Raw genomic sequence first — 26,004 nt, 5'->3', positions numbered from 1 at the left:
CGTGGCAATCGATGTGCTCGGCCACCTGATCCCAGCGCTTTGCCAGCGTGGGGGGGTACTCGCTCCGCTCGCCCTTCGGGCCGGCCTGCGGCCGTTCAACGCAGCTTCGCTGCTTTTGTGCTTCGTCGCTGCACTCCTCGCAATGACGGGGGACGGCAGGCGCGGTGCTCGAACTCAGAAGGATTACGGCCGGCGGGTGTCGCCCGGGCGCAGGGCGTTGTCGGGGGCGAGGATGGTCGGCTGGCCGTCCAGGGCCGGGTCGGTGTCCGGATAGTCGCGGATGAAGTGCAGCCCGCGGCTCTCCTGGCGCGACAGGGCACTCTTCACGATGATTTCGGCGACCATCGCCAGGTTGCGCAGCTCCAGCAGGTCCGGGGAGATGCGGAAGTGGCTGTAATACTCGTGGATCTCCTCCTGCAGGATGCGGATGCGTCGTTCGGCGCGGTGCAGGCGTTCGCGGGCGCGCACGATCCCGACGTAGTCCCACATCAGCCGGCGCAGTTCGTCCCAGTCGTGGGCGACCACCACCTCTTCCTGTGACTCGGTCACCCGGGATTCGTCCCAGGCCGGCGGCACCGGGAGTTTCTCGGGCGCGGGCAGGTCGGTCTGCGAGAGGATGTGGTCGGCCGCGGCGCGGGCGTAGACCAGACACTCCAGGAGCGAGTTGCTGGCCATGCGGTTGGCGCCGTGCAGGCCGGTATAGGAGACCTCGCCGGCGGCGTAGAGCCCCGGCAGGTCGGTCTGGCCGAAGTGATTCACCATCACGCCGCCGCAGGTGTAGTGTGCGGCGGGTACGACCGGCAGCGGCTCGCGGGTCATGTCGAAGCCGTATTCCATGCAGCGCTCGTGAATGGTGGGGAAGTGCTCGCGGATGAACTCGGCCGGCTTGTGGCTGATGTCGAGGTTCACGTGGTCGATGCCGAGGCGCTTCATCTCGTGGTCGACCGCGCGGGCGACGATGTCGCGGGGGGCCAGTTCGGCGCGTTCGTCGAAGCGCGGCATGAAGCGTTCGCCATCGGGCAGGAGCAGGACCCCGCCCTCGCCGCGCACCGCCTCCGAGATCAGGAACGACTTGGCCCGCGGGTGGAACAGGCAGGTCGGATGGAATTGCATGAACTCCATGTTCGCGATGCGACAGCCAGCCCGCCAGGCCATGGCGATGCCGTCGCCGGTGGAGCCGTCGGGATTGGAACTGTAGAGGTAGACCTTGCTGGCCCCGCCGGTGGCGAGGATCACCGTCGGGGCGAGGAAGGTCTCCACCTCGCGGGTCTTGGCGTCCTGCACATAGGCCCCGACGACTCGGCGCGTGCCGTCCACCGGCTGGGTGATCAGGTCCACGGCCACGTGGCGCTCGAATACCTCAATGCTGCCCAGGCCCGAGGCATTGCGGACCAGCGCCTCCTCGATGGCCCGGCCGGTGGCATCCGCGGCGTGGGCGACCCGGCGTGCGCTGTGTCCGCCCTCGCGGGTCAGGTGCAGGCGGCTGCGGCCCTCCAGCGGCTCGCGGGTGAACGGAACCCCGAGATTCAGCAGCCAGTGGATCGCCTCCGGGCCGGCCGCCACGGTGCGGCGCACGGCGTCCGGATCGCACAGGTCGGCGCCGGCGTCCAGGGTGTCCTGGATGTGGGCGTCAAAGGAGTCCGTCCGGTCGAGGACGGCCGAGATGCCGCCCTGGGCATAGCGGGTAGAGCCCTCGTCCACCGGGCCCTTGCTGATCACGGTGACGCGCCGATGCGGGGCCAGATGCAGGGCCGCCGAGAGCCCCGCCGCGCCGCTTCCGATCACGAGGACGTCCGTCAGGCGCGGTTGTTGTACTGTCCCCATGGGTCAGGTAACGTGCTGCGCTTGTTGCCAGAGCAAAATGTGGCCCTTGCGCAACAGTGTTGTGCGCAAAGCGAACTTAATGCGAGTCAGGCGGTCCATGCACCATAGATTACCGGAGACCGGTGGGCTGGCGGGAGTCCCCGCATGAGCGAAAAGGCTTCCGATGAGGCCCTGGTCAAGCGAGTTCAGAAGGGCGACAAGGCGGCTTTCGACATTCTTGTGCTGAAGTACCAGCACAAGATCGTCAATCTGGTCGGGCGCTATGTCCATGACCATGCAGCGGCCCTGGACGTGGCCCAGGAGGCCTTTATCAAGGCCTACAAGGGGCTGGCGAACTTTCGCGGCGAGAGTGCGTTCTATACGTGGCTCTACCGTATCGCCATCAACACGGCCAAGAACCACCTTGTCTCCCAGGGACGGCGTCGGCCCGAGGCCGAGGTCGATGCGCAGGATGCGGAACAGATGGGTGGTGACTCCGCCCTGAAGGACAGTGCAACCCCGGAGGGGGAGCTGTTGTCCGAAGAGATTGAAGGGGCGGTGCGTCGCACCATCGAGGAACTGCCCGACGACCTTCGGATGGCCATCACGCTGCGCGAGATTGAGGGACTGAGCTACGAGGAAATTGCGCAGACGATGGGATGCCCGATTGGCACGGTCCGGTCGCGCATCTTCCGGGCCCGCGAGGCCATCGACCGGACCTTGCGTCCATTGTTAGACGACAACTGAACGAGTAGCGCCATGAAAGAACAAGTCTCCAAGAATGAACGTCTGTCGGCCCTGGTGGACGGAGAAACGGATGACTTCGAGACACGTCGCCTGATGGACGAGCTGGTGAGGTCCGAGGAGGACCGCGCCCGCTGGGAACGCTATCACCTGATCGGCGACAGTCTGCGCGGCGGGATGCGGCGCACCGCCCCCGCGCACTTCATGGACGGTATCCATGCGGCCCTGGACGACGAGGCGCCGCTGGCGGTATCGGCCAAACCGGCCCAGCCACGCTGGCTGAAGCCGGTGGCCGGGACCGGCGTGGCGGCCGCGGTCGCGATGGTTACCCTGGTCGGGATGCAGATGATTGGCCCCGAATCGGGCACCCCGGAGACCGCTCCGGTGGCCAGCAGCGAGACCGCTGCCCCCGCGCAGGTCGCCGGTGGCGTGCAGCCTGCAAGTACCACCAGTGGCGATGCCCCCGCCACCGAGCACGAGGGTCTGGACCCGCGCTTTGCGCGCTATCTCGAAAACCACGCGGAGCTGACCGGGCCGGGATCCACCGCCCTGGGGCGGGTCCGCTACTCCGTGAGTGACGAGTAACGCGTGATGCGCCGCGGCCTGCCGTTCGCCCTGGTTGCCGCCACCGCGCTCTGCTGTCTTTCGTTGCCGGCCCTGGCGGGCGAGCCGTCCCCCGCCGACTGGCTGCAGCGCATGACCGGCAGCCTGCATTCGGAAAGCTATCAGGGAACCTTTGTGCTCCAGCGCGATGACCGGCTGGATGCGATTCGCGTGGTGCATGCCGCCGAGAATGGCGGCTATCGCGAACGCCTGGAAACCCTCACCGGCGCCCCGCGCGAGATCCTGCGCTCGGTCGACCGGCTGAGCGCCCTCAAGGGCGCCCGGGCGGCGGCCGGCGAGGCCCCGCACGGGCCGGCCGGCGCCCCGGTGTTCCTGCTGGAGCATCACGATCACTATGAGCTGAAGGACATGGGCGCAGACCGTGTGGCCGGTCTCGACTGCCGCATGATTCTGGCGCGCGCCCGTGACACCCTGCGCTACAGCCATCGCTACTGCCTGCACGCGGCCACGGCGATCCCGCTGCTGAGCGAGCTGTATGACGGACACGGCAAGTTGCTGGAACGTTTGGCCTTCACCGATCTTGAACGGCTGGAGGAGGTCGCGGAGGCGGCCCTCGAGCCCACCCGCGAGGATGTCGAGCGGATCGAGGTGCGGGCCGATCATGGTCACAAGAAGCCGGACTGGGACGAACAGACCGGCATGGACGGCTGGGGCTTCGGGGATCTCCCCGATGGGTTCACCGCGATCGCCGCGACCGAACGTCGGGTCGGGGATAATGAAACCCGCCTGCGCCACTTCGTTCTGAGCGACGGGCTGGCTTCGGTTTCGGTGTATATCGAAAAGGCCAGCGGCGAGCAGTTGTTCGAGGGCACCACCCGCGCCGGTGCCACCCATGGCGCCGCCCGCTCGATCGCGGGCCATCAGGTGACCGCAGTGGGCGATGTCCCGCGTGCCACGGTGCAGGGTGTGCTGGACGCGGTCGTGTATCACTCCGACCAGTGAGCCGGGACCGCGGCGCGCAGGCATGAGTAACTGGATTCGCGAACAGGGTACGGTGCTTTCGGTCGAAGGCCATGCCGCGCGGGTGCGTATCGAACGCCAGTCGACCTGTGGCAGTTGTTCCGCCCGCACCGGTTGCGGCAGCGGGGTGCTCTCCGAAGTCCTCGGACGCAAGGCGGTGGAGGTGTCCATCGGTCACCCGGGGACGCTGCAGCCGGGGGATACCGTGACCCTGGGCATCCGTGACCAGGCCCTGGTGTCGGGAGCGCTGGCGATGTACTTGCTCCCGCTGGCCGGCCTGGTGGCGGCACCGGCCCTGTTGATGCTGCTCGCGCCTGGACTCGGGGAGGGCGCGCACCTGCTTGCCGGTCTCGCGGGCTTTACCGCGGGCCTGTTCGGCGTGCGAGTCTGGCTGCGTCGTCGGGCGCCGGATCTGGCCCCGGTGCTGCTGGAGCGTCACCCTGCCGCGGGGACGCATGCCCCGGCCGCGTCCGTGATCTCGCCGCGACCCTGACCGCTCGCACCCGCCCGCGGGAACTTGTGGGCGGGCCGGGCTTTCTAGAGCCATGAACCTACGACTTCCCAATGCGGGTTAGATGATGATGAAACCGATGCAATGGGCACTGGTTGCCCTGACCTTTCTGGCTCTCTCGCTGCCGGCCTCGGCGCGCATGCTTCCGGACTTCGTGCCGCTGGCGGAGGAACACAGCCCGGCGGTGGTGAATATAGCGACCACCCGCGAGCGCGAGAATCCGCACCGCGGTCAGATGCCGGACTTCGAGGGCTCGCCCTTCGAGGACCTGTTCGAGCGCTTCTTCGGGGCGCCGGGCGGCGAGGGCCCGCGCGGTCCGGAGCGCTTCGAGCGCAACTCGCTGGGGTCCGGCTTCATCTATACCGAAGACGGCTACATCATCACTGCGAACCATGTGGTGGACGGGGCCTCGGAGGTGGTGGTGCACCTGTCCGACCGGCGCGTGTTCGACGCCGAGATCGTCGGCAAGGACCCGCAAAGTGACGTGGCCCTGCTGAAGATCGATGCCGAGGACCTGCCGACCCTGAAGCTGGGTTCATCGTCCGACCTGAAGGTCGGCGAGTGGGTGCTGGCGATCGGTTCGCCGTTCGGTTTCGACCATTCGGTAACGGCCGGGATCGTGAGCGCCAAGGGGCGCAGCCTGCCGACCGAGAACTACGTCCCGTTCATCCAGACCGACGTGGCCATCAACCCGGGCAACTCCGGTGGACCGCTGTTGAACCTCGACGGCGAGGTGATCGGCATCAACGCCCAGATCTACAGCCGTACGGGTGGCTTCATGGGGCTGTCTTTCGCCGTGCCGATCGAGATGGTCGAGGACGTGGTGCAACAGCTCCGCGAGCACGGCGAGGTGACGCGCGGCTGGCTGGGCGTGCTGATCCAGGAAGTGACGCGCGAGCTGGCCGATTCCTTCGGCATGGACAAGCCCGCGGGTGCGCTGGTGGCGCGCGTGCAGGCCGACAGCCCGGCGCAGAAGGCCGGATTCGAAACCGGCGACGTGATCCTGTCGTTCAACGGCATCGAGGTGCCCAACTCCTCCGCGCTGCCGCCCATCGTCGGGCGTACGCCGGTCGGCACCGAGGCCGAGGTCGAGGTGCGCCGGGGTGAAGAGACCCGCACCATTACGGTCGAGATCGAACGCCTGCCGGACGACATCTCCGCACAGCGTGGCGGGCCGCAGCGAGAGGCGCCGGAGCGGACCGAACCGCAAAGCCTGCTGGGCATGGTCCTGGAGCCGCTGGACGCCGAGCGTGCCGCGGAACTGGACGTGGATGCCGGGCTGGTGGTGCAGGAGGTGGTCGACAACCCCGCGCGCTCGGCCGGGGTCCGGCCTGGTGACGTGATCGTGCAGTTCGGCGGCCACGCGGTCGACTCGGCAGAGACGCTGGAAGAGCTGATCGCCGATGTTGGCGAACGGCGGACGGTGCCGGTGCTGGTCTATCGCGGTGACAACCCGACCTATATCGCCCTGCGCATCCCGCGGGACTGAAACCGCCGCCGGAGCACAGGCTCCGGGGCCGTCATGGAGAGGGAGGGCTGTCGATCCCGTCGGCAGCCCTCCCGATTGTTTGCGCATGACCCAACTGACGCTGTATCACCGCGAGAGCTGTGGTCTCTGCCATGACATGCTGGCCGAGATCATGGCCCTCAAAAGCCGTTATACTTTCGCGCTTACGGTCGTCGACATCGACGAGGACCCGGAGCTGCAGGCGCGTTTCAACGTCAAGGTCCCGGTGCTTGCGGTCGACGGCGACATTCTCTGCTGCCATTTCCTCGATCGAAAGGCACTGCTGGACCAACTGGCCCCTGCATGACCGAAACCCGCCTCACCCGTAATTTCTCCATCATCGCGCACATCGACCACGGCAAGTCGACGCTGGCGGACCGCCTGATCCAGGGCTGCCACGGCCTGACCGAGCGCGAGATGTCGGAGCAGGTGCTGGACTCGATGGACCTGGAGCGCGAGCGCGGCATCACCATCAAGGCGCAGAGTGTGTCGCTGTACTACGACGCCCAGGACGGTCAGCGCTATCAGCTGAACCTCATCGACACCCCCGGGCACGTGGACTTCTCCTACGAGGTCTCGCGCTCGCTGTTCGCCTGCGAGGGCGCGCTGCTGGTGGTGGATGCCTCGCAGGGTGTCGAGGCACAGAGTGTCGCCAACTGCTACACCGCGATCGACCAGGGACTGGAGGTCGTGCCGGTGCTGAACAAGATCGACCTGCCGGCCGCCGAGCCAGACCGCGTGGCGGCCGAGATCGAGGACGTGATCGGCATCGAGGCCACCGACGCCCTGCGCGTATCCGCCAAGACCGGCGAGGGCATCGCCGAACTGCTGGAGGAGATCGTGCGCCGGATCCCGCCACCGGAGGGCGATGCCGAGGCCGCGCCCAAGGCGCTGGTGATCGACTCGTGGTACGACAACTACCTGGGCGTGGTTGCGCTGGTGCGGGTCAAGGCCGGTCGCTTCCGCGCCGGGCAGAAGATCAAGGCGATGTCGGTGGGGCGGGCCCACGAGGTCAGTCGGGTCGGGGTGTTCACGCCCAAGCCGGTGGACCGCGAGACCCTGGAGGTGGGCGATGTCGGCTACCTGATCGCGACCATCAAGGACATCTCCGGGGCCAAGGTGGGCGACACCTTTACCGATTTCAACAACCCCGCGGACGAGCCGGTGCCGGGCTTCCAGGAGATCCAGCCGCGGGTGTTCGCCGGGCTGTTCCCGGTCAGCGCGGATGACTTCAACGACCTGCGCGAGGCGCTGGACAAGCTGCGCCTGAACGACGCCGCGCTGTCGTTCGAGCCGGAGACCTCGCAGGCGCTGGGCTTCGGCTTTCGCTGCGGCTTCCTCGGCATGCTGCACATGGAGATCGTGCAGGAACGCCTGGAGCGGGAATACGATCTGGACCTGATCACCACCGCGCCGACCGTGGTCTACGAGGTGGAGCGCAACGACGGCGAGGTGGTCTCGGTGCACAATCCGTCCGAGCTGCCGGCGAACAACGAGGTCGCCCAGATCCGCGAGCCAATCATCGAGGCGAATATCCTGGTCCCGCAGGAGTACGTGGGCGCGGTCATTACCCTGTGTGTGGAAAAGCGCGGGGTGCAGACGAAGATGCAGTATCTCGGGCGCCAGGTGCAGCTGTCCTACGAGTTGCCGATGTCCGAGGTGATGCTCGATTTCTTCGACCGGCTGAAGTCCGCCACCCGCGGCTATGCCTCGTTCGACTACCAGCCGCTGCGCTTCCAGGCGGCGCCGCTGGTGCGCGTGGACATCCTGATCAACGGTGATCGCGTGGACTCGCTGTCGGCGATCGTGCACCGCGACCACGCGGAGTCGCGCGGGCGCGAGATCATCGAGCGCATGGCCAAGATCATCCCGCGCCAGATGTACGAGGTCGCGATCCAGGCGGCGATCGGCTCCAAGATCATCGCCCGTGCCACGGTCAAGGCGATGCGCAAGAACGTGCTGGCCAAGTGCTACGGCGGCGACGTGACCCGCAAGCGCAAGCTGCTGGAGAAGCAGAAGGCCGGCAAGAAGCGCATGAAGTCGATCGGCAAGGTGGATGTGCCGCAGGAGGCCTTCCTGGCGGTGCTGTCGGTGGACGACGACAGGAAATGACAATCAGGCCCGGGGCCCGGACGAGGCCCTGGGCGATCCCCGGCGGGCCGGGAACAGAGGACACGGCATGGCAAATCTCGAACTGATCCTGGTGCTGGCAACTGCCGTGACCGGCCTGATCTGGCTGGGCTGGGTGATCCTGCGGCGGCGCCGCAGCCCCGAGCGCCAGCGCGAGATGCCCTGGTTTGTGGACTACTCGCGCTCGTTCTTTCCGGTGCTGCTGATCGTGTTGATCCTGCGCTCGTTCGTGGCCGAACCGTTTCGCATCCCCTCCGGTTCGATGATGCCTACCCTGCTGGTGGGCGACTTCATCATGGTCAGCAAGTTCTCCTACGGGATCCGCCTGCCGGTCACCCGCACCAAGATCTTTGACACCGGCGAACCGGAGCGCGGCGAGGTGGTGGTGTTCAAGTATCCGCGCAACCCGCAGGAGGACTACATCAAGCGGGTAATCGGCCTGCCGGGCGATACCATCGCCTTTCGCGACCGCGTGCTGTACGTGAACGGCGAGCCGCAACCGGCCGAGCGCGTGGGTACCTTCGAGGGCGAGGGTTCCGGGCAGGTGATGTCGGGGGCGTCGATCTTCGAGGAGACGCTGGACGACCGCACCTACAACACCCTGATGCGCGAACAGCAGGCGAGCCTGGATGGCTCGGTCACGGTCCCCGAAGGGCACTATTTTATGGTTGGCGACAACCGCGACAATTCCAATGACAGCCGCTCCTGGGGATTCGTCGCCGAGGAGCTCCTGGTCGGCCGCGCGCTCTTTATCTGGTTGCATTGGGATTACAATGAGGGCCACCGGGATTTCTCCCGCATCGGTCAGGCGATTCGATAGGCCCGTTCCGCGGGCGCAGGCATACAGGGGGCAGGGCATTCATGCGACATTCCAGACACTCGATGCAGGGCGCGGGCGCCGTCACCATTCTTGCGCTGATCTTTCTGGCGCTGCTGGTCGGCACGTTCGTGATCAAGATGGGCACGCAGTACACCCAGTTCCTCACCGTGCGCTCGATCATGCAGGACGTCGCCACCCAGACCGGCGCCGCCGACAAGAGCGAGCGCGAGCTGTGGCGCGAGATCAACCGCCGCTTCCAGATCAACTCGGTGTATGACGGGATCGTCGAGGAGGACTTCAGCGTGACCGAGCACGGCGAGGGCCGCCGCCTGCAACTGGAGTACGAGGTCCGCCGCGAGTTCCTCGGCAACGTGGACGTGGTCGCGCGCTTCTCGAACAGCGAGACGCTCGCTCCCTGACGGGGGCGGTGTCGATCCGATTCATTGCATGCCTCGCAGGGTGTTTCCGTGAGCCGCGACTTTCGCAGTCTGCTGCCGCCGGCCGTGCGCGATGGGGAGGGCGTGGGCCAGGCGCTGACCCATCGCAGTGCCGGCGGGCGCAACAACGAGCGCCTGGAATTCCTCGGAGACGCCGTCCTCGGTCTGGTGATCGCCGACGCCCTGTACGAAAAGCTTCCGGACGCCCCGGAAGGGGACCTGACCCGTCTGCGCGCCGCCCTGGTCAATCGCGAATCGCTGGCGGCCCTCGCGCGGGAGACCGGTCTCGAGGGCACGCTGAATCTGGGCCAGGGCGAACGCAAGAGCGGCGGCCAGCGGCGCGACTCCATCCTGGCCGACGCGGTGGAGGCCCTGATCGGGGTGACCTACCGCGAGGCGGGCATGCAGGCCGCGCGCGAATTTACCCTGGCGCTGTACGCCGAACGCCTGAACGATCTGCCCTCCGCCGAATCGCTGAAGGACCCCAAGACCCGTCTGCAGGAACAGCTCCAGGGCCGCAATGCGGAGCTGCCGGTCTACGAGGTGCTGGAGGTGGCCGGTCCCGATCACAAGCGCCAGTTCACCGTGGCGGTGCACCTGCCGACCCAGGGCTGGGGGCAGCGCGGGCAGGGTTCCTCGCGGCGCCGCGCCGAGCAGGCCGCGGCCGAGGCCGCCCTGAAACGCCTGCAACAGGTACAGGAACAATGAGTGAAATCGACGAAGGCCCCGCGGGCGACTCCACGCGCTGCGGTCTGGTTGCGCTGATCGGCCGCCCCAACGTGGGCAAGACCACGCTGATGAATCGTCTGGTCGGCGAGAAGCTGGCGGCGACCACCCGCCGGCCGCATACCACGCGCAACCGCATCCTCGGCATCGTGACCGAGGGGCAGGACCAGGTCGTGCTGATGGATACCCCGGGGATCGACACCGAGCGTACCCAACTGGTGAACCGGGTCCTCAATCGCACGGCCAGTCAGGCGCTGGCGGATGCCGATCTGGTCTGCTTCATCGTCGAGGCCGGAGAGTTCGGCCCCGGCGACGAGCGCATCGAGGAGACCATCCGTCATTCCGGGCGCCCGGCGTTGCTGGTCATCAACAAGGTTGACCAGTTCCGCGCGAAGGAAGAGCTGTTGCCGTTTATCGAGGCCCGTGCCGCGGCCTTCGACTACGCCGGCGTGGTGCCGCTGTCGGCGAAGACCGGCTCGAACCTGGAGGGCCTGATCGCGGAGATCCGGGCGCATATCCCGGAGGGCCCGTTCCTGTACGACCCCGATCAGCTCTCGGATCGTCCGCAGCGCTTTCGCGCCGAGGAGATGATCCGCGAGTCCATGCTGGAGCACCTTGGGCAGGAGGTGCCGTACTCGGTGGCGGTGCGCGTGGAAGACTGGGCGGACGAGCCGCGCACCACCCACATCGACGCCGTGATCCTGGTCGAGCGCGACAGCCAGAAGGGCATCGTCATCGGCAAGGGTGGTCAGCGCCTCAAGCGTATTGGCCAGGCGGCCCGTGTCCAGCTGGAGGAACTGCTGGAACGCAAGGTGATGCTGCGACTCACCGTGCGCGTGGAGGCCGACTGGACCCGCAACCCGCGCGCCCTGCGCGAGCTGGGCATCGAGGAGCCGCGATGAGGGCCCCGCGACGGGCATGAGCGGCGCGGCGTCGGCGGTCACCCAGGGGGTGGTACTGCACGCGCGGCCGCTGCGCGAGAACAGCCGGGTGCTCGAGCTGCTCACCGCCGGGGCCGGCCGCCTTTCGGCGGTGGTGCGCGGCAAGGCCGGATCGGTGCAGCCCTTCGTGCTGCTGGATCTGGCCTGGCGCGGGCGGGGCGAACTGCCCACCCTCAGCGTGGCTGAGCAGCAGCGGGTTTTCCCGCTGACCGGGCGTGCCCTGGTCTGCGGGTTGTACCTCAACGAACTGATCCTGCGGTTGTACCCGCGCGAGGCCGCGATCCCTGAGGCCCTGCCTGCGTTGTTGTCCGCCTATGCCCGGCTGGCCGCCGGCGAGCGCGCCGATGCCGTTCTGCGCCGGGCCGAATGGGCCCTGCTCGCGCCGCTGGACTCCGGGCTCGAGCATGTGGATCCGTCCGCTCTGGACCCCGATGCCTGGTATCGCTATGACCCGGACGGCGGGCTGGAACCGGCGGTCGCCGGGCGTGGCGAGGCGATCCCCGGCGTTGCCCTGCGGGCGCTGGCCAGCGGGTCCGACGTGCCGGATAATCAGGCCCGCGTCAGCCGCGACTTCATGCGCCGGCTGATCGATACCCATCTGGCCGGCCGGCCGCTGCGGACCCGCGGTCTGCTGTAGGCTTTCCGGCCCGCACCGACACAAGGTCACTGCATCATGTCGCATCCTGCTCCGCTGAAGCTCGGGGTCAATCTCGACCACATCGCCACCATCCGCCAGGCGCGGCATACGCCGTATCCCGACCTGATGCAGGCGGTGCGCCTGGCCGAGGCCAGCGGGGCGGATTCGATCACCCTGCATCTGCGCGAGGATCGCCGCCATATCCAGGACGATGACGTCTTCGGTATCAAGCCCCGACTGAAGGTCCCGATGAATCTGGAGATGGCGGCCACCGAGGGGATGCAGACGATTGCCCTGAAGCTGCGCCCGGAGGCCTGCTGCATCGTGCCGGAAAAGCGCGAGGAACTGACCACCGAGGGTGGCCTGGACGCCGCGGGGCAGCTGGACCGGCTGCGCGAGTTCGTCGCGCCGTTGGCCGCGGCCGGGATCGAGGTCTCGCTGTTCGTGGAGCCGGATGTGCGCCAGCTGGAGGCCGCGGTGGCCATCGGCGCGCCGGTGGTCGAGCTGCACACCGGCGCCTACGCGAACGCCCGCGATGCCGGCGAGCGCGAGCGGCTGCTCGCCGGCATCAACGAGGCGGCGGCGGCGGGCCAGGGCATGGGCCTGGTGATCAATGCCGGCCACGGGCTGGACTATGACAACGTGCGCCCGATCGCGGCCAACCCGGTCTTTCACGAACTCAATATCGGGCATTCGATCGTCGCCCGGGCCCTGTTCACCGGCCTGCCCGAGGCCGTCAGCCACATGCGCGGCCTGATGGATGCCGCCCGCGAGGGGCTGCCGGCCGGGCAGTACCCGGTCTGAGTCGGCCGTGATTCTCGGCATCGGGACCGACCTGGTCCAGGTGGCGCGCATGCAGGGCATGTGGGAACGCCACGGGGCGCGGCTGGCCGGGCGCATCCTGCATCCGCTCGAGCGCGTGGCGCTGCCGGCACAGGATCCGGCCGGCTTCCTCGCCCGCCGCTTTGCCGCCAAGGAGGCCCTGTCGAAGGCGCTCGGCTGCGGGGTGGGGGCGGATATGGCCCTGGTCGACGCCGGGGTGACCCATGATGCCCGCGGTCGACCCGGGTTCGTGCTGGACGGGCGCGCCCGCGCCACGGCCGAGCGCCTGGGGGCCGGGGCCATCCATCTCAGCATCAGCGACGAGCGCGAGTACGCGCAGGCCTTCGTGATCGTGGAGTCCGCGAGTCCACCCCGGCGCTGAGCTGGTGCTATACCCTCAATTCCGGCCGGGCGCGCTTGCCGGACCGGGGGTGGCTCCCTAGAATGTGGCCCCTTATGCCTGCCGGTGTCCGCGGACGCCGCGTCGGGCGCAGCCCTGAGCGAGCGACGGAGTCCAGTTCATGCCCTGGAACGAACCGGGAAACAACAACCGAGACCCCTGGAGTGGGGGTGGCGGCGGCCAGCGCGGAAGCGGTGGCGGCGGGGGCGGCAATCAGCCCCCCGACCTCGAGGAGATGATGCGCAAGCTGTCGCGTCAGCTGAACGGCATCTTCGGCGGAGGCGGCAGTGGTGGCTCCGGCGGTTCCGGAAGCGGCGGCATGGGGCGCGGGACGCAGGCCCTGGTCAGCCTCGGTCTGATCATTGCCGTGGTCGTCTGGCTGGCCTCCGGATTCCATATCATCTCGGAAGGCGAGCGCGGCGTCGTGCTGCGTTTCGGCGAATTCCAGCAAGTGAAAAACCCGGGGCCGGGCTGGCACCTGCCGTACCCGATCGAGCGCGTCGAGATCGAGAATGTCGACAACGTGCGCACCCTGTCCCATCGCGCGCTGATCGTGACAGGTGACGAAAACATTATCGACGTCGACATCGCGGTGCAGTACCGCATCCTGGATCTGGTCGATTACCTGTTCAATGTGCGGGACCCGGACACCACCGTGAACCAGGTGATGGAGTCGGCGATCCGCGAACGGATCGGCAAGAACAACCTGGACTTCATTCTTGGCGAGGGGCGTGGCGAGATTGCGTCCTCCTCGCGGGTAGTGATGCAGGAGAATCTGGACGCCTACGGGGCCGGCATTATCGTAACGGCCGTGTCCATGCAGCAGGCCCAGCCGCCCGAGCCGGTACAGGAGTCCTTCGCCGACGCCATCCGGGCCCGCGAGGACGAGGTGCGCTTCCGCAACGAGGCCGAGGCCTATGCCAATGGCGTGATCCCGCGGGCCCGCGGTCAGGCCGCCCGCGTCATCGAAGAGGCCGAGGGGTATCGGGATCAGGTCATCGCGCGTGCCGAAGGTGATGCCTCCCGCTTTGATCAGTTGCTGGCCGAGTACCAGCAGGCGCCGGATGTGACCCGCGACCGTCTGTATCTCGAGGCCGTCGAGGCCGTGCTGCAGGATTCCCGCAAGGTGATGCTGGATGTCGGCAGTAGCAACAACCTGATGATGCTGCCCCTGGATCAGCTGTTCCAGGGGCGGCGGTCCACCAATGATTCCGGCGACACGCCGACGCCGCGGCCACTGGATACCAGTCGCAGCACGTTCGGCAACAGTGGCACGGGCACGAGCCGACTGGGTGACCGCAACCCGGCCGCCCAGCGTTCGCGGGAGGTGCGCTAATGTTACGCATAGTCGGTATTGCCGTCGTCGTGCTCGGGATCGTGGTCGCCCTGTCGACCTACACGGTTGACGAACGCGACCGCGTGATCAAGTTCGCCCTCGGGGAGATCCGCGAGGTCGACCCGAGCCCGGGGCTGCACTTCAAGTTCCCGCTGATCCAGAACGTCGAGAAGTTCGACGCCCGGATCATGACGCTGAATATCCCGCCGGATCGGTTCCTGACCTCCGAGGCGAAGAACATCATCGTCGACTTCTACGCCAAGTGGCGGATCGACGATGTCGGCCAGTTCTACCGCGCGACTCGCGGGGACGAGCGCCTGGCCGAGGAGCGCCTGGCGCAGATTCTGCGCGACGGGATGCGCAACGAATTCGCCCGCTTCGAGCTGCAGGACGTGGTCGCGGGCGAGCGCCTGACGATCATGGGTGCGGTGCGCCAGACCGCGCTGGAGACCGCGCAGGAGCTGGGGATCGATCTGGTCGACGTGCGTATCCGTCGCATGGACCTGCCGGAGGAGGTGTCCGAGTCCGTGTACGAGCGCATGCGCGCCGAGCGTCAGCGCGTGGCACAGGACTTCCGCGCTCGCGGTCAGGAGGAGGCCGAACGGATTCGCTCCCGCGCCGATCGCGAACGCACGGTCATCCTGGCGAACGCCTACCGCGATTCGGAAGAGATCCGTGGTGCGGGTGACGCGATCGCGACCGAGACCCTGGGACGTTCGTTCGGGGAGGATCAGGACTTCTTCCGCTTCTATCGCAGCCTCATTGCCTACCGCAACAGCATGAGCGGCGAGAACAGTACCTTTATCCTGGAACCGAACTCCGAGTTCTTCCAGTTCTTCAACGCCCCGGGTGGCGAACGCCCGGCGCCGCTGCCGACCCGGTAACCGGGCAGTAGCGGGCGGCGGTGGCTGCCTTGAAGGTGGCCGTTTGCAACGGGCCCGGAAGATTCCGGGCCCGATTTTTGCCGGGTTTCCCCGTGGCCGTGGTGGATCACAGTACAAGGGCAGGGACGAAATGACGGATATCAACCGCTGGCTGCTGCCGGACGGGCTGGAGGAGGCCCTTCCGGACGCCGCGCGCCGCCTGGAGGATCTCAGGCGGCGCGTGCTGGACCAGTTCGATACCTGGGGCTATGACCTGGTCATGCCGCCCCTCGCCGAATACCTGGAGTCGCTCCTGACCGGCGCCGGGCATGCCCTGGACCTGCAGACCTTCAAGCTGACCGACCAGCTCACCGGGCGCATGATGGGCGTGCGGGCGGACCTGACCCCGCAGGTGGCGCGCATCGACGCCCATCGCCTGCGCGTCCAGGGCCCGAATCGGCTGTGTTACGTGGGCTCGGCGCTGCGCACCCGTGCCGACGAGTGGTCCGGCTCGCGCAGCCCGCTGCAGGCCGGGGCGGAGCTGTTCGGCCATGACGGGATCGACAGCGATCTCGAGATTATCCGGCTGATGCTCGCGACCCTGCTGGTCTGCGGTGTGGAACGCCCGAGCATGGATCTGGGCCACGTCGGCATCTACCGCGCGCTGGCGCGGGACGCCGGCCTCGATGCGGGCCAGGAACAGGATTTCTTCGACCAGCTACAGCGCAAGAGCGTGCCCGAGATCGAGCAGACCCTGGCCGCCTGGCAGGCCTCCGGCATGGATCCGGCGGCCTGCGCGCGCCTGCGCGCCCTGGTGGATCTGAACGGCGATGCCGGGGTGCTGGACGAGGCCCGCCGGGCGCTGGCCGGTGCGCCGGGCGAGGTGGCCGAGGCGCTGGATCACCTCCAGGTCGTGGTGGCGCGGCTCGAGGCCTGTGAACCGGGGCTGGACCTGCACCTGGATCTGGCCGAACTGCGTGGCTATGCCTATCACACGGGGCTCGTATTCGCGGCCTTCGTGCCCGGTTCGGGCCAGGCGATCGCCCGTGGCGGGCGCTATAACGATATCGGCCGGGTATTCGGTCGGGCGCGGGCAGCCACCGGTTTCAGTACCGACCTGCGCGCCTTGGTGCGGCGCGAGGGGGCTGCGCCAGTGCGCCAGACGGTATGGGCGCCCGCCGCCGGCGACACGGCGCTGGAGGCCACGATCGCGGATCTGCGCTCGCGCGGCGTGCGCGTGGTGCGGGAGCTGGAAGGCCAGGACAACGAATCATCCGCGGGCGCGCGTCTGGAACAGCACGCCGGGGAATGGACAGTGGTGGAGCATTGATGGCGATGGGACGTTTTGTAGTCGTACTGGGCAGCCAGTGGGGTGACGAGGGCAAGGGCAAGATCGTCGACCGGCTCACCGAGGACGCCGCCGCCGTGGTGCGCTTCCAGGGCGGGCACAACGCCGGCCATACCCTGGTGATCGACGGCGAGAAGACCGTGCTCCACCTGATCCCGTCGGGCATCCTGCGCGAGGGCGTGGAGTGCATGATCGGCAACGGGGTGGTGCTCTCGCCCGAGGCCCTGATCACCGAGATGGAGGAGCTGGAGGCGAAGGGTGTCCCGGTCGCGGATCGCCTGCGCCTGTCGGATGCCTGTCAGCTGATCCTGCCGTATCACGTGGCGCTGGATCATGCGCGCGAGAAGGCCCGGGGCAAGGCCGCGATCGGGACCACCGGCCGCGGGATCGGGCCGGCCTACGAGGACAAGGTCGCCCGCCGCGGCCTGCGCCTGGATGACCTGTTCCACCGCGAGCGCCTGGCCGCGAAGCTGGGCGAGGTGATGGACTATCACAACTTCGCGCTGAAGCATTACTTCAAGGCCCCGACCATCGACCAGCAGGAGGTGCTGGAGCAGTGCCTGGCGCACGCCGAGCGTCTGCAGCCGATGGTCACCGATGTGGCCGGCCGCCTGCACACGCTCCGCGAGCAGGGCAAGGACGTGATGTTCGAGGGCGCCCAGGGCACGCTGCTGGATATCGATCACGGGACCTATCCGTTCGTGACCTCGTCCAACACCACGGCCGGCGGGGCTTCCACCGGTTCCGGGGTGGGCCCGCGCGATATCGATTATGTGCTGGGCATCACCAAGGCCTATACGACGCGGGTGGGGGCGGGCCCGTTCCCGACCGAGCTGTTCGACAATATGGGTGAGCACCTGGCGCGCCAGGGCAACGAGTTCGGTTCCACCACCGGCCGTGCGCGCCGCTGTGGCTGGTTCGACGCGGTCGCGCTGAGACGCGCGGTCAAGGTGAACACCATCAGCGGGCTGTGCATGACCAAGCTGGACGTGCTGGACGGGCTGGAGAACGTACAGATCTGCGTGGGCTACAGCTGCGATGGCGAGATGCGCGAAGCGCCGCCGTCCGGGGCCGAGGCCTATGCCGCCTGCACGCCGATCTACGAGGAGATGCCCGGCTGGTCGGAGTCCACGGTCGGGATCCGCGAATACGACAAGCTGCCCGCGAATGCGCGTGCCTATCTGGAGCGCCTGAGCGAGGTGGTCGGGGTTCCGGTCGACATGGTCTCCACCGGCCCGGACCGGGACGAAACCCTGGTCCTGCGTGATCCGTTCGATACCTGATCGCGCCCGCGAACGCGCAGGGCGCACACCGGGCTGGCCCCGGGTGCGCCCCGGGCGGGACAAAGCCCGGCTGCGGCAAGACGCCCACGCAGAAACATCGCGCCATCCATGTGGATGCCGCGTCGACAAGTTCGATCGGGATTGGGTTGAAGCATAGAAATGGTGCCGAGGAGAGGACTTGAACCTCCACGGGGTTACCCCCACTAGCACCTGAAGCTAGCGCGTCTACCAATTCCGCCACCTCGGCACGAGGGACGACACACAGGGAAAACCGTGTGTCCTGCGCTTCAGGAGCGCGCAATATAGTGCGCGGTCGTGAGGCTGTCAACGTCCCGGGGGGTGAAAATCGCCGCTTCTGGTGTGCGCCAGGCGGCACGAGCGGGCCGCCCGCGCAACAAAATTCCGCATGCCTCATAATGGGCGCCTTGGGGAACGCTGATACATGTACACGCTCGCGTTGGCGCTCCCCCGTTTTCGGGGCCAGACGCCGCTGTCGCGGCAGTGGTTCTGCCCGCCCGCTCTTGATTGATGCGGGGTGGGGCGCTGGCTCGGGGAACGGGGCCACCCGCCCGGCAAGTGAGGGCAAGGGGCGGCTCGGCCGCCCGTCATGGACGGGAACGGGCCTGCTCGCGGTGTTGCTTTGCGGGTGTGGCCTGCCCATACCTCGCTCGGCGCGCCTTGTTGGCGCGCAGCCGCGACCAATGTCGCGAGCGTGTACAAGAATCAGCGTTTCCCTTGCGCGCCCGGCCGGATCCCCGGCGACGGGCTGCCCATTGCAACATCCACAGAGTTCACTGAATGCCAAGACAACGTCGCAAGACCCCCGCCGACCCCAACTTCGAGCGCGAGGCGCAGAAGTACGACAACCCCATCCCCAGCCGCGAGTTCATCCTCGGGCTCCTGCAGGAAGCGGACAATCCGCTGTCCTATGACGAGATTGCGGAGCGGCTGCAGATCGACGATGACGATCGTCTCGAGGCCCTTCGCCGTCGCCTGAAGGCGATGGAACGCGACGGCCAGGCCCTTTGCAACCGCCGGGGCGCCTACCTGCCCGTCAATCAGGAAGACCTGATCCGCGGCCGCGTGATCGGTCATCCGGATGGCTTCGGCTTTCTGGTGCCGGACGAGCAGGACGACGATCTGTTCCTGTCGCCCAAGCAGATGCGTGGTGTGTTCCATGGCGACCGGGTCCTGGCCCGGGTCATGGGCGTGGACCGCCGGGGCCGCCGCGAAGGCGGGATCGTCGAGGTCCTGGAGCGCAACACCACGCAGGTCGTGGGGCGCCTGAAGATCGAGGACGGCGTCGGCATCCTGACGCCGGACAACAAGCGCATCACCCACGACATCCTGGTGCCGCCAGATGGTCTGGGCGAGGCGGAGGATGACCAGATCGTGGTCGTGCGCATCCGCGAGTCGGCCTCGCGCACCGCGCGTCTGCGCGGCGACGTGCAGGAGGTCCTCGGCGAGCACATGGCGCCGGGCATGGAGATCGACATCGCGATCCGTGCCCATGGTCTGCCCCACGAGTGGCCGGACGAGGTCACGGCCGCCGCCGACGAGCTCGGTGCCGAGGTGGCCGAGGCGGACAAGAAGGGCCGCCTGGACCTGCGCGAGAAGCCATTCGTCACCATCGACGGTGATGACGCCCGCGACTTCGACGATGCGCTGTACTGCGAGCCGGAAGGTAAAGGCTGGCGGCTGTGGGTCGCGATCGCCGACGTGTCGCACTATGTCGAGCGCGACGCCGCGCTGGATCGCGAGGCGCGTATCCGTGGCACATCGGTGTATTTCCCGAACAATGTCATTCCCATGCTTCCCGAGGCGCTGTCCAACGGCCTGTGTTCGCTGAACCCGGACGTGGACCGCCTGAGCATGATCTGCGAGATGGAGATCGGCGCGCGCGGGGCCCTCAAGAGCTTTCGCTTCCACGAGGGCCTGATCCGTTCGCATGCACGCCTGATCTATGAAGACGTCGCCGCGATGCTCGATGGCGATGCGGCCCTGCGCGAGAAGAACGCGCATGTGATGCCCCACCTCGAGACCCTGCACAAGGTCTTCAAGTCACTGCACGCGGCGCGCAATCGCCGCGGCGCGATCGACTTCGATACCACCGAGACGAAGATCGTCTTCGGCGAGGACCGCAAGATCGAGAAGATCGTCCCGACCGAGCGCAACGATGCCCATCGCCTGGTCGAGGAGTGCATGATCATGGCGAACGTCGCCGCGGCGCGCTTCCTCAAGAAGCACAAGGTGCCGGCGCTGTACCGCATCCATGACCAGCCACCGGCGGACAAGGTCGAGGAGCTGCGCGAATTCCTGAACGGCGCGGGCCTGAGTCTCGGGGGCGGGGCGGAACCCACCCCGGCCGACTACACCGCGGTCCTGAAGGCCGCGCGCCAGCGCACGGACCAGCAGTTGATCCAGACGGTGCTGCTGCGTTCGTTGAGCCAGGCGGTGTACGCACCGGAACTGGATGGCCACTTCGGCCTGGCACTGGATGACTACGCCCATTTCACCTCGCCGATCCGGCGCTACCCGGACCTGCTGGTGCACCGTGGCATCCGCCATGTCCTGCGCAAGGGCAGCGCCAAGGCCTTCCCGTACTCGCACGGTGACATGGAACAGCTGGGCGAGCACTGCTCGATGGCCGAACGCCGGGCCGACGACGCGACCCGCGACGCGGTGGCCTGGCTGAAGGCCGAGTACATGCAGGACAAGGTCGGCGAGACCTTCCTCGGCGTGGTGTCCGGCGTCACCGGCTTTGGCCTGTTCGTGGAGATCAAGGACGTCTACATCGAGGGCCTGGTGCATGTGACCAGCCTGGACAACGACTTCTATCACTTCGATCCGGCACGTCACAGCCTGACCGGCGAGCGCGGTGGCCGGGTGTTCCGCATTGGCGACGAGCTCAAGGTCCAGGTCGCGCGGGTCAGCCTTGATGATCGCAAGATCGACCTGGCCCTGGCCGAGGAGCCGGGCAAGCCGAAGCCCACGGATGCGCCTCCCAAGAAGCGCAGCCGCCGCAGCAAGCGCCGCAAGGATGCGGACGCCGCCCCGGTGGAGGCCGCTGCCGAGCCGGCAACGCCCGAACCGGAGGCGCCCGCTGGCGACGACGAGGCCCCGGCGCCGAAGAAAAAGCGCCGCCGTCGCGGCGGGCGCCGCCGTGGCGCCGCGGCCGGTGAGTCGAATCCGGCCAGCGAGTCCGGTCCGGACAACGGGCCCGAGCCAGGGAACGAAGCGGGCCCGCCGAGCGAGCCGCACGACGACACCCCGGATGCCCCGGAACCCGGCAACGAGGCGGTTCCGCCGCCGCGACCCGAGGCGGACAAGGACGGCAATACCATCGCCGAGCCGGAGGCCAAGCCCGCGGACAAGAAGCCTGCGGGTTCCGCGCGTCGCCGCAGTCGCCGTCGGCGTCCGTCCTCGTCCTGAGGCGCCGGATGCGCCCCGATGCGTTCGCGCGGCCAGGCGCGGCATCCCCGCGGGTTGTCGTCGCAGTGGGCCCGGTATGGGAGTGGCCTCTGGCCGCGCCGGCGGAAGGGACGCCATGAGCAAGGGTGGCAAGGGCAGCCGCGCGGAGACCTTTGGCGGGATCCATGCGGTGGCGGCCGTGCTGGAGCACGCCCCGGAAAGGGTGAAGCGTCTGCAGCTGGCCACCGATCCGGTGGAACCCGCCCTGGAGCGCCTGCTGCAGCGCGCCCGGGCATGCGGCCTGTCGGTCGAGCGGGTCGGGCGCGAGCGGCTGGACCAGCAGCACCCCGGCTTCCAGAACCAGGGCGTGATCGTGCACTGCACACCGCGCCCGGTGGTGGATGAACGGGCCCTGGTCCGGCGTGTTCACGATGGCCTCGACCTGCTGCTGGTGCTTGACGGGGTGACCGATCCGCACAATCTCGGCGCCTGCCTGCGTACCGCCGATGCGGCCGGAGCCGGTGCGGTCATCATGCCACGCCACCATAGTGCGGCATTGACCCCGGCGGCGATCAAGGTGGCCTCCGGCGCGGCCGAGACCGTTCCGGTGGTGACCGTCGGCAATCTCGCGCGCACGCTGGCCTCGCTCAAAGACGCCGGCATGTGGACCGTGGGCCTGGCAGGCGAGGCGACGGAAAGCCTCTACCGGGTGGACCTGCGCCTGCCGAGCGCGATCGTGATGGGGGCCGAGGGCGAGGGGCTGCGCCGCCTGACCCGGGAGGCCTGCGATCATCTGGTCGCGTTGCCGATGCGGGGAACGGTGGAGAGTCTCAACGTCTCCGTTGCCACGGGCGTCACCCTTTTCGAGGCGGTGCGTCAGCGCCAGGCCACACCGGTGCCGGGTTTGGCCTGAGGAAGGTTTCCGCCTTCGGGTCTTCCGGTGTGGCGTCCGCGTCCGTTTCCCCGGCTCTGGCTTGTTGTTGCCGCGCGCTTCGGTTATCGTATCGCGCCTTTCTGCCCCGCGGGTGTGCCCGCGGGGTCGAACCCTTGCCTCACCGCGTGGACGGGAGGCTGATACCCGCAAGGAGTTCCCGATGCGTCACTACGAAGTTGTATTCCTGGTCCACCCGGACCAGAGCGAGCAGGTCCCGGCGATGATCGAGCGCTACAAGGGCCTGGTCGAAGGCCATGAAGGCAAGATCCATCGTCTGGAAGACTGGGGTCGCCGTCAGCTGGCGTACCCGATCCAGAAGCTGGTGAAGGCCCACTACGTGCTCATGAACATCGAGGCCTCGGAAGAGGCGATGGAAGAGCTGGCCAGTGCCTTCCGGTTCAACGATGCCGTGCTGCGCCACCTGGCGATGCGCATGGAAGAGGCCGTGACCGAGACCTCCCCGCTGGCCAAGGGCCAGGAAGAGGAAGGTGCCAAGGGCCGTCGCCGCGAGCGCGACGACGAGGGTGGTGAAGCCGCCTCCGACGACTCGGCCGCCGCCGAGTAAGCCCCGCCCGTTCGCTGACCGATTGATTGAAGGAGATCTGACATGGCCCGTTTTCCGCGTCGCCGCAAGTACTGCAAGTTCACCGCCGAAGGCATCGATTACATCGATTACAAGGACCTGAACCTGCTCAAGGGTTTCATCACCGAAACCGGCAAGATCGTGCCCAGTCGCGTGACCGGCACCAGCGCGAAGTACCAGCGTCAGCTGGCCACCGCCGTGAAGCGCGCGCGCTTCCTCGCCCTGCTGCCGTACAGCGACAACCACTAAGTCACGTACCGGTTCGCCGGGGGCCGTCGCCATGCGCGTACTGGCCGAATTCGCGATGAAGAGCCGGGGCCGCGCCGTGGGCGCGGTCGCCGGCTTTGGCGTGGCGGGACTGTTCCTGCCGCCGGTCGCGCTCCTCAGCAGTGCGCTGATCGCCCTGGTCGGGTTGCGCATCGGTCTCGGGCAGGCGCTGCTGGTCATGGCGCTTTCCGCGGTGGTGCTCGGGGTGGCGATGTTTGCCCTGATGCCCGAGGCCCCGCTGTTCGCGGGTGTGATCGCCGGAATCGTGCAGTGGGCACCGGTGGCGCTGCTCGCCGAGCTGCTGCGGCGCACGGTCTCGTGGCGCATGACGCTGCAGGCCGCGGCCGGGGTCGCGGGTCTCGGGGTGCTGGCGGTCCACATGCTGGTCCCGGATCTCGAGTCCACCTGGGCCGAGACCGGCATGGCGCTGCTGGGGCCGCTGGTCGAGGGCAGCGAAACCGGCCCGCAGGAACTGGAGGCGGGGCTGCGTCGCGCCGCCCCGTATCTGACCGGGCTGTTTGCCGGGATCCTGCTGCTGAGCCTGACGCTGGCGGTGCTGCTGGGCCGCTACTGGCAGGCCCTGCTGTACAACCCGGGGGCGTTCGGCAAAGAGTTCCGGGCGCTGCAGTTCGGACGCGCGATGAGCGCGGCCACGCTGCTGCTGGCAGGGGTCGGGCATCTGGGCCCGGTCCCGCTGGCCACCGAGCTGGCGTTCATCCTGGCGGTGCTGTTCTTCCTGCAGGGGATCGCGCTGATGCACGCGCTGACCCTACGCCAGGGGATGAGCAGTTTCTGGCTGGTGGGGATGTATGTCCTGCTGGCCCTGGCGCTGCCGCAGATGTTTCTGCTGCTGGCGACCATCGGGGTCATCGACGCCTGGGCGGATATCCGCTCGCGGCTGGGCCCCGGTTCCGCACCGGGCGGGCAGGACGGTGACAACAATCCGTGAGACCGGTCCACGACCGGTGTAGAATGCGCTCCTTCGGGGGCTGATCAAACGTTACAGGAATACCAAAGATGGAAGTCATTCTGCTGGAAAAGATCGACAATCTGGGCACCCTGGGTGACCGCGTCAATGTGCGTCCGGGTTTTGCGCGCAACTATCTCCTGCCGCAGGGCAAGGCCACGTTCGCCACCGCCGAGAACATCGCCGAGTTCGAGGCGCGCCGCGCCGAACTGGAGAAGGCGGCCGCCGAGGCCCTGGCCGAGGCCGAGGCGCGCAAGGAAAAGCTGGACGGTACCGTGCTCGAGATCACCGCGAAATCCGGTGGCGAAGGCAAGTTGTTCGGCTCCATTGGCCCGGCCGACGTCGCCGATGCCCTGAGTGCGAAGGGCACCGAAGTCGAGAAGCGCGAAGTGCGCATGCCGGAAGGCCCGCTGCGCACGACCGGCGAATTCGAGATCGGCCTGCACCTGCACTCGGACGTGGACGTCGACATCCGCGTCGTCGTGATCGGCGAAGAGTGATTCGCCGGATGTCGGGAGGGTGGCCCCACCGGGTCGCTGATACCCGGCAGATGGGCGGGTTCGCCGCATGAACTCGCCCATGGCCCCGAATCCGCGGGTCCCCCCGCACTCCGAGGAGGCCGAACAGGCCGTCCTGGGGGGGCTGATGCTGGACAACGCCGCCTGGGACCGGGTGGCGGACCGCATCACCGCAGAAGACTTCTATCGTCACGACCACCGCCTGATCTTCCGGGCGGTGTCCACGCTTGCCGATCGCAATGCCCCGTTCGACATGGTGACCGTGTCGGAACAGCTCGACCGCACGGCCGAGCTGGAATCGGCCGGTGGCATGGCGTACCTCGGGCGTCTGGCCGCCGAGACCCCCAGTGCCGCAAACATCGTGGCCTATGCCGATATCGTCCGCGAGCGCTCCATCCTGCGTTCGCTGATCTCGGTCGGCACCGAGATCGCCGATTCCGCCTATACCCCCGACGGCCGTGACTCCAAGGAACTGCTGGACGTGGCGGAGCAGAAGGTGTTCCGTATCGCCGAGCAGGGCGCTCGGGGTGCCCAGGGGTTTCGCGGGATGAAACCGCTGCTGACGGCGGCGGTAAACCAGATCGAAGAGCTCTACGAGACCAAAAACCCCATCACGGGGATCGCCACGGGCTATGAGGACCTGGACGCCCTGACCTCCGGGCTGAATCCGGGCGATCTGGTGATCGTGGCCGGACGCCCGTCCATGGGCAAGACCTCGTTTGCGATGAATATCGCCGAGTACGTGGCGATGAAGAACGCCGAACCGGTCGCGATCTTCTCCATGGAGATGCCCGGAGAGCAGCTGGCGATGCGCCTGTTGTCCTCGATGGGCCGGATCAACCAGCAGAAGCTGCGCTCCGGTCGCCTGGAAGATGGCGACTGGCCGCGCCTGACCAGCGCGGTGCAGATGCTCTCCGAGGCGCCGCTGTACATCGACGACACCCCGGCGCTGTCGCCCACCGAGCTGCGCGCCCGCACGCGCCGCCTGATGCGCGAGCACAAGGGGCTCAAGCTGATCGTGGTCGACTACCTGCAGCTGATGCAGTTTCCCGGGGCCGGCGAGAGCCGCGCCCACGAGATCTCGGAGATCTCGCGCGGCCTGAAGGCCCTGGCCAAGGAGCTGAGCGTGCCGATGATCGCGCTGTCGCAGCTCAACCGTTCGCTGGAACAGCGGCCGAACAAGCGCCCGGTGATGTCCGACCTGCGCGAATCCGGCGCTATCGAGCAGGACGCCGATATCATCGCCTTTGTCTATCGCGACGAGGTCTACAACGAGGAATCTCCGGACAAGGGCACGGCGGAGATCATCATCGCCAAGCAGCGTAACGGCCCCATCGGCACCGTGCGCCTGACCTTCCGCGGGCAGTTCACGCGCTTTGAGAACTATGCCCCCGACGTCTACGGCGAGATGGGCCACCAGGCCTGACCAGCG

At 67.7% G+C, this 26,004-nt stretch carries 26 protein-coding genes and 1 tRNA gene; 25 read left to right on the top strand and 2 right to left on the bottom strand.

All coding sequences use genetic code 11. The features are described 5' to 3' along the window. Positions 1-183: 183 nt before the first annotated feature. Positions 184-1,824: an L-aspartate oxidase gene (gene nadB / locus F817_RS0107950; protein WP_024327144.1), complete on the bottom strand. Its 1,641-nt coding sequence runs from the start codon at positions 1,822-1,824 to the stop codon at positions 184-186. Between the two features lie 144 nt (positions 1,825-1,968). Here nadB and rpoE point away from each other — a divergent pair, with 144 nt between their 5' ends. The 18 genes from rpoE (at position 1,969) to F817_RS0107860 (ending at position 17,892) form a co-directional block, all read left to right on the top strand. Further along, complete coding sequence (rpoE, locus tag F817_RS0107945) at positions 1,969-2,550, top strand: RNA polymerase sigma factor RpoE (protein WP_024327143.1); 582 nt, start codon at positions 1,969-1,971, stop codon at positions 2,548-2,550. A 12-nt stretch (positions 2,551-2,562) separates the two neighbouring features. Further along, entirely contained in the window at positions 2,563-3,132 is a 570-nt protein-coding gene (locus F817_RS0107940; RefSeq protein WP_024327142.1) for a sigma-E factor negative regulatory protein, read from the top strand. Between the two features lie 6 nt (positions 3,133-3,138). Continuing rightward, on the top strand, positions 3,139-4,113 hold the full coding sequence (locus F817_RS0107935; protein WP_081644469.1) for a MucB/RseB C-terminal domain-containing protein: 975 nt from the start codon (positions 3,139-3,141) through the stop codon (positions 4,111-4,113). A 22-nt stretch (positions 4,114-4,135) separates the two neighbouring features. Continuing rightward, positions 4,136-4,624 (top strand): SoxR reducing system RseC family protein, encoded by a 489-nt coding sequence (locus F817_RS0107930; RefSeq protein WP_024327140.1) that lies wholly within the window; start codon positions 4,136-4,138, stop codon positions 4,622-4,624. An 82-nt stretch (positions 4,625-4,706) separates the two neighbouring features. Beyond that, complete coding sequence (locus tag F817_RS0107925; RefSeq protein ID WP_024327139.1) at positions 4,707-6,131, top strand: DegQ family serine endoprotease; 1,425 nt, start codon at positions 4,707-4,709, stop codon at positions 6,129-6,131. A gap of 85 nt (positions 6,132-6,216) precedes the next feature. Further along, complete coding sequence (locus tag F817_RS0107920) at positions 6,217-6,456, top strand: glutaredoxin family protein (RefSeq protein WP_024327138.1); 240 nt, start codon at positions 6,217-6,219, stop codon at positions 6,454-6,456. Continuing rightward, complete coding sequence (lepA, locus tag F817_RS0107915; protein ID WP_024327137.1) at positions 6,453-8,261, top strand: translation elongation factor 4; 1,809 nt, start codon at positions 6,453-6,455, stop codon at positions 8,259-8,261. Before F817_RS0107920 ends, lepA begins: the two co-directional genes overlap by 4 nt. A gap of 67 nt (positions 8,262-8,328) precedes the next feature. Beyond that, the gene (lepB, locus tag F817_RS0107910; RefSeq protein ID WP_024327136.1) at positions 8,329-9,099 is read left to right on the top strand and encodes a signal peptidase I; all 771 of its coding nucleotides are present in this window, start codon (positions 8,329-8,331) and stop codon (positions 9,097-9,099) included. Between the two features lie 62 nt (positions 9,100-9,161). Beyond that, positions 9,162-9,518, top strand: coding sequence for a DUF4845 domain-containing protein (locus F817_RS0107905; protein WP_024327135.1), 357 nt, complete (start codon positions 9,162-9,164; stop codon positions 9,516-9,518). Positions 9,519-9,566: 48 nt separating this feature from the next. Continuing rightward, on the top strand, positions 9,567-10,244 hold the full coding sequence (gene rnc, locus F817_RS0107900) for a ribonuclease III (protein WP_017940962.1): 678 nt from the start codon (positions 9,567-9,569) through the stop codon (positions 10,242-10,244). After that, complete coding sequence (era, locus tag F817_RS0107895; RefSeq protein WP_024327134.1) at positions 10,241-11,164, top strand: GTPase Era; 924 nt, start codon at positions 10,241-10,243, stop codon at positions 11,162-11,164. Before rnc ends, era begins: the two co-directional genes overlap by 4 nt. A gap of 16 nt (positions 11,165-11,180) precedes the next feature. Further along, on the top strand, positions 11,181-11,840 hold the full coding sequence (locus F817_RS0107890) for a DNA repair protein RecO (RefSeq protein WP_024327133.1): 660 nt from the start codon (positions 11,181-11,183) through the stop codon (positions 11,838-11,840). A 36-nt stretch (positions 11,841-11,876) separates the two neighbouring features. Then, positions 11,877-12,644 (top strand): pyridoxine 5'-phosphate synthase, encoded by a 768-nt coding sequence (gene pdxJ, locus F817_RS0107885; RefSeq protein WP_024327132.1) that lies wholly within the window; start codon positions 11,877-11,879, stop codon positions 12,642-12,644. Positions 12,645-12,651: 7 nt separating this feature from the next. Beyond that, on the top strand, positions 12,652-13,044 hold the full coding sequence (acpS, locus tag F817_RS0107880; protein ID WP_024327131.1) for a holo-ACP synthase: 393 nt from the start codon (positions 12,652-12,654) through the stop codon (positions 13,042-13,044). Positions 13,045-13,183: 139 nt separating this feature from the next. Continuing rightward, a complete protein-coding gene (hflK, locus tag F817_RS0107875) occupies positions 13,184-14,398 on the top strand; it encodes an FtsH protease activity modulator HflK (protein ID WP_024327130.1) in 1,215 nt (404 codons plus the stop codon). Further along, complete coding sequence (gene hflC, locus F817_RS0107870) at positions 14,398-15,282, top strand: protease modulator HflC (protein ID WP_024327129.1); 885 nt, start codon at positions 14,398-14,400, stop codon at positions 15,280-15,282. Before hflK ends, hflC begins: the two co-directional genes overlap by 1 nt. Positions 15,283-15,412: 130 nt before the next feature. After that, positions 15,413-16,591 carry an ATP phosphoribosyltransferase regulatory subunit gene (locus F817_RS0107865; protein WP_024327128.1) on the top strand — a complete coding sequence of 393 codons (1,179 nt, stop codon included), beginning with the start codon at positions 15,413-15,415 and terminating at the stop codon, positions 16,589-16,591. Beyond that, entirely contained in the window at positions 16,591-17,892 is a 1,302-nt protein-coding gene (locus tag F817_RS0107860; protein WP_024327127.1) for an adenylosuccinate synthase, read from the top strand. The genes F817_RS0107865 and F817_RS0107860 overlap by 1 nt, the downstream gene beginning before the upstream one ends. A 160-nt stretch (positions 17,893-18,052) precedes the next feature. On the opposite strand, the gene F817_RS0107855 is transcribed toward F817_RS0107860, so the two are convergent. Continuing rightward, positions 18,053-18,139, bottom strand: a tRNA-Leu gene (locus F817_RS0107855). A 551-nt stretch (positions 18,140-18,690) separates the two neighbouring features. Here F817_RS0107855 and rnr point away from each other — a divergent pair. The 7 genes from rnr (at position 18,691) to dnaB (ending at position 25,998) form a co-directional block, all read left to right on the top strand. Then, entirely contained in the window at positions 18,691-21,324 is a 2,634-nt protein-coding gene (gene rnr, locus F817_RS0107850) for a ribonuclease R (RefSeq protein WP_024327126.1), read from the top strand. A 115-nt stretch (positions 21,325-21,439) separates the two neighbouring features. Next, on the top strand, positions 21,440-22,216 hold the full coding sequence (gene rlmB / locus F817_RS0107845; protein ID WP_024327125.1) for a 23S rRNA (guanosine(2251)-2'-O)-methyltransferase RlmB: 777 nt from the start codon (positions 21,440-21,442) through the stop codon (positions 22,214-22,216). A gap of 181 nt (positions 22,217-22,397) precedes the next feature. Continuing rightward, positions 22,398-22,802: a 30S ribosomal protein S6 gene (gene rpsF / locus F817_RS0107840; protein ID WP_017940973.1), complete on the top strand. Its 405-nt coding sequence runs from the start codon at positions 22,398-22,400 to the stop codon at positions 22,800-22,802. Between the two features lie 42 nt (positions 22,803-22,844). Further along, complete coding sequence (gene rpsR / locus F817_RS0107835; protein ID WP_018867238.1) at positions 22,845-23,069, top strand: 30S ribosomal protein S18; 225 nt, start codon at positions 22,845-22,847, stop codon at positions 23,067-23,069. 31 nt (positions 23,070-23,100) lie between these two features. Further along, on the top strand, positions 23,101-24,036 hold the full coding sequence (locus F817_RS0107830; RefSeq protein ID WP_024327124.1) for a hypothetical protein: 936 nt from the start codon (positions 23,101-23,103) through the stop codon (positions 24,034-24,036). A 68-nt stretch (positions 24,037-24,104) separates the two neighbouring features. Beyond that, positions 24,105-24,554: a 50S ribosomal protein L9 gene (gene rplI, locus F817_RS0107825; RefSeq protein WP_024327123.1), complete on the top strand. Its 450-nt coding sequence runs from the start codon at positions 24,105-24,107 to the stop codon at positions 24,552-24,554. Positions 24,555-24,633: 79 nt separating this feature from the next. Further along, positions 24,634-25,998: a replicative DNA helicase gene (gene dnaB, locus F817_RS0107820; RefSeq protein ID WP_024327122.1), complete on the top strand. Its 1,365-nt coding sequence runs from the start codon at positions 24,634-24,636 to the stop codon at positions 25,996-25,998. Positions 25,999-26,004: the final 6 nt, after the last annotated feature.

It is taken from the genome of Thioalkalivibrio sp. AKL19, from assembly GCF_000420165.1.
Lineage (GTDB): Bacteria > Pseudomonadota > Gammaproteobacteria > Ectothiorhodospirales > Ectothiorhodospiraceae > Thioalkalivibrio.
The sequence above is the reverse complement of the archived record's forward strand: the minus strand, read 5'-3'. Positions and strand labels throughout refer to the sequence as shown.